The organism is Candidatus Schekmanbacteria bacterium (assembly GCA_003695725.1).
Taxonomy (GTDB): domain Bacteria; phylum Schekmanbacteria; class GWA2-38-11; order GWA2-38-11; family J061; genus J061.
This window is the reverse complement of sequence record RFHX01000327.1, coordinates 1-3,702: the sequence shown is the minus strand read 5'-3', so window position 1 is coordinate 3,702 and position 3,702 is coordinate 1. Positions and strand designations below refer to the sequence as shown.

Annotated in this window: 2 protein-coding genes; both read left to right on the top strand. The window is 36.4% G+C overall.

The genetic code is table 11. The features are described from left to right. The first annotated feature begins 8 nt into the window (after positions 1–8). Positions 9–1,844, top strand: a complete 1,836-nt coding sequence (locus D6734_12065) for a tetratricopeptide repeat protein (GenBank protein RMF92526.1) — start codon at positions 9–11, stop codon at positions 1,842–1,844. Positions 1,845–1,950: 106 nt separating this feature from the next. Beyond that, complete coding sequence (locus D6734_12060) at positions 1,951–3,504, top strand: sodium:calcium symporter (protein ID RMF92525.1); 1,554 nt, start codon at positions 1,951–1,953, stop codon at positions 3,502–3,504. Positions 3,505–3,702: the final 198 nt, after the last annotated feature.

The window sequence follows — 3,702 nt, the reverse complement described above, 5'->3', positions numbered from 1 at the left end:
TTTTTACATTGGGTTTTCTTATCTATTCAAACACCTTCAAAGTGCCCTTTCTTTATGATGATGTGAGAATAATATCTAACAACCCAAGCATCAGAAAGCCTTTGTCTTCGCTATCTTTTCTACAAGGAGAGGGGAGTAACAGGCCCTTGTTGATGTTTAGTTTTGCTCTGAATTATGCTTTTGGCAGATTAAATGTATTTGGATACCACATTGTAAATCTTATATTCCATATTATTAATTCCTTTTTGGTATTTCTCATTTTGCATTTGATTTTCAAGTTTCATATCAATAGTGGTGATGGAGGGGCTGATGAAAATTATTCTTTCTTTTCAAGTATGGCTGGGGCGCTGTTTTTCCTCTGCAACCCGTTGGCAACTGAATCAGTAACATATATTTCAAGCCGCTCATCTCTATTAAGCACAACTTTTTTTCTATCTGCTTTTGTTCTTTTTATATTGGGGAGGAATAAAGGCTCTTTTTTACACTATCTTCTTTCTTTCCTTTTATTCCTGCTGGGAGTTGGTTTTAAAGAAACTGTTTTGGTTTTTCCATTTATAACTGCCTTGTATGAAATTTTCTTTTGTAAAAAAGGAAACAAAAAAACTCTTTCTTTTTATATTCCTTTGATTCTCGCAGTGTTCTTCATAGTTGCCTTTAGATATACTTTTGTATTTTCTCTTTCAAGTCCTGACAATACTAAAAGAAACATTGTTCATCATATCCTTACTGAGTCAGCACTGATTCCATATTCTTTATTGAAAACCTTTTTGCCTTTCAATTTGAACATAGACCATAGTTTTTCACTTATTAAATCTCCTTTCAGCATTGAGTTTCTTTTAGTTCTTTTAGTATGGATTATAATTTTTTGGTTATTGGGAAAATTATCGACTACATTAAATGGTTCTGCCTTCTCGCTTTTCTGGTTTATCCTTTCTCTTTCTCCGCATTTATTGATAAGGTTGAATGACTTGTATGCTGAGAGATGGCTTTATCTTCCAATGATTGGTGTAAGTTTTTTGATTTCAGAGCTTCTCTTTTATTTTTTCCGTAGCAGATACTCGAAGCATTTGATTATTTGCACAGTGTTGATAGTTTTATTTTTTTCAATAGGCACATTTGAACGAAACAGCATTTATAAAAGCGAGATCACTCTTTGGAAAGACGCAGTGAAAAAATCTCCATTAAAGGCAAGGCCACATAACAATTATGGTTATGCTCTCCAGAAGGCAGGTTTTGTGGATGAAGCAATTAAAGAATATCTCATTGCATTGAGAATCAATCCGTTATACATCGAAGCCCATAACAATCTTGGAGCCGCTTATGCTGAAAAAGGTTTGTATGAAAGAGCAGAATATGAATTTAAAAGGGCTATTTCGCTTAAAGGTGATTCACCAAAAACCTATAACAATTTAGGTATGCTTTATCAGAGACGCGGCTTGTTGGATTTGGCTATAATCAAATACAAAAAGGCAATAAGATTGGATCCAAGTATTGCAGAGGTGCATAACAATCTTGGTTATGCCTATTTAAGTAAGGGGATGACTAATATGGCATTGGAGGAATGTAAAAAAGCAGTTGAATTGGATAAAAATTTCCCTGAGGCCTATCACAATCTTGGGCTCTGCTATGAAGCAAAGGGGATGATCGATGAAGCTGAAAGAAGCTATGAATATGCATTGGCATTGAATTCTAACCTTTTATTAACCCATATCCAGCTTGGTAAAATCTATTTGAAGAAGGGATTAAGAGAGAAAGCATTGCTTCATTTTGAAACTGTTTTACAAAAGAAGCCGAATTGGAAAGGACTCAATAAAGTCGTTGAAGATTTGAAAATCAATCGATGACAGCTTGATATTGCTTTTTCTTTACAGATTATGCCTTATACTTGACCCTTTGATATTTTTTTTGTTAGAAAATTCTTAAAATATTTTTTCTTTCTAAAATAAAAAGATGAGTGCATCAAAACAGAGAGAGCGTTGGGCAACCCGCATAGGGCTTATTCTTGCTGTAGCGGGAAATGCAATAGGTTTAGGGAATTTTCTCCGCTTTCCGGTGCAGGCTGCTTCAAATGGCGGCGGCGCTTTTATGATTCCATATTTTCTTGCCTTTGTCCTTCTTGGCATTCCTCTTATGTGGATTGAATGGACAATGGGAAGATACGGTGGCATGAAGGGGCATGGTACGACTCCGGGAATCTTCGATTCGATGTGGAAGAATAGAATCTCAAAATATATTGGAATATTTGGAATTTTTCTACCACTGACTGTGGCAATATATTATGTCTATGTCGAATCGTGGACATTGGCATACAGCTTCTTTTCGGCAACAGAAAAATATGCAGGAATAACATCACGAGAAGGAATGGGGGCTTTCTTGTCTGGTTATCTTGGAAATCCTAACGAATATTTTTCAGGCATTGGTACGGCTTATATTTTTTTCCTCATTACTATTACAATAAATGTCCTCATAATGTATCGCGGTATAGCCAAAGGTGTTGAAGTGCTTGCAAAGATAGCTATGCCTGTCTTATTTTTCTTTGCCATTCTTCTTGTCATAAGAGTTTTTACTCTTGGTACACCTGATCCGGCATATCCGGAGAGGAATGTATTGAATGGTTTAGGATTTATTTGGAATCCTGACTTCAGCCAACTTGGAAATGGTAAAGTTTGGCTTGCCGCAACAGGACAGGTTTTTTTCACTTTGAGCATTGGATTTGGAGCAATTCAAACATATGCAAGCTATCTAAGGGAGAAGGATGATGTTGCATTGAGCGGATTGTCCACATCAATTTTTAATGAATTTGCAGAGGTTATTCTTGGCGGTTCGATTGCGATTCCTGCTGCCTGTGCATTTTTCGGTATTGCGGCTACACAGGAAATAGCACAAAGCGGCGCTTTTGGCCTTGGTTTTCAGTCGATGCCTCTTGTTTTTGGATATATGCCGTACGGCAATTTATTAGGTACAATTTGGTTTCTTCTTCTCTTTTTTGCAGGAATAACATCTTCTGTAGCGATAACGATGCCAACAGTTGCTTTTCTTCAAGATGAGCTGGGTTTTTCAAGGAGAAAAGCCGTAATTGCTACATGGACATTCATTTTCATTGCTGTCCAACCTGTGATATTTGGTGCAGGGTTTTTAGATGAGATGGATTTTTGGGCAGGCACATTGGGAATAGCTGCATTTGGATTTTTTGAGGTTGTGATATTTTCGTGGTTTTTTGGAATAAAAAATGGCTGGGAAGAGCTTCATCGGGGAGCGGACATTAAGATACCGAAGGTTTTTTATTATATTATGAAATATGTAACGCCTGTTTATCTTTTCATTCTTCTTGTTGCATGGACTATTCAACAGGGCCCATCAGTTTTAATGATGGAAGGAGTTCCTCCAGAGCAGGTGCCTTGGAAATGGGGAGCGCGTGCTCTGATGTTGGGAATTATCATCTTTCTTATCCTTACAGTTAGATATGTGTGGAAGAAGAGAGAGGAAGAGAAAGGAGGAGAATGATGACAACTGCTGGGTGGATTCTTTTTGGAATTGCTTGGGGCGGAATAACAGCGGCTTTCATTTATTGTTTTGTAAAAATCCTAATTAAAGAAAACAATAATACAAAATAGTTCTGAATTGACATATATATCCAAATATCTTATAAAATAATTATAAATAATAGTTTTCGATTTTTCCCCTTTGAGAATGATGATATGA

Coding starts and splice junctions, on each gene's coding strand:
- D6734_12060 (RMF92525.1), top strand. CDS start 1,951: ATGAGTGCATCAAAACAGAGAGAGCGTTGGGCAACCCGCATAGGGCTT.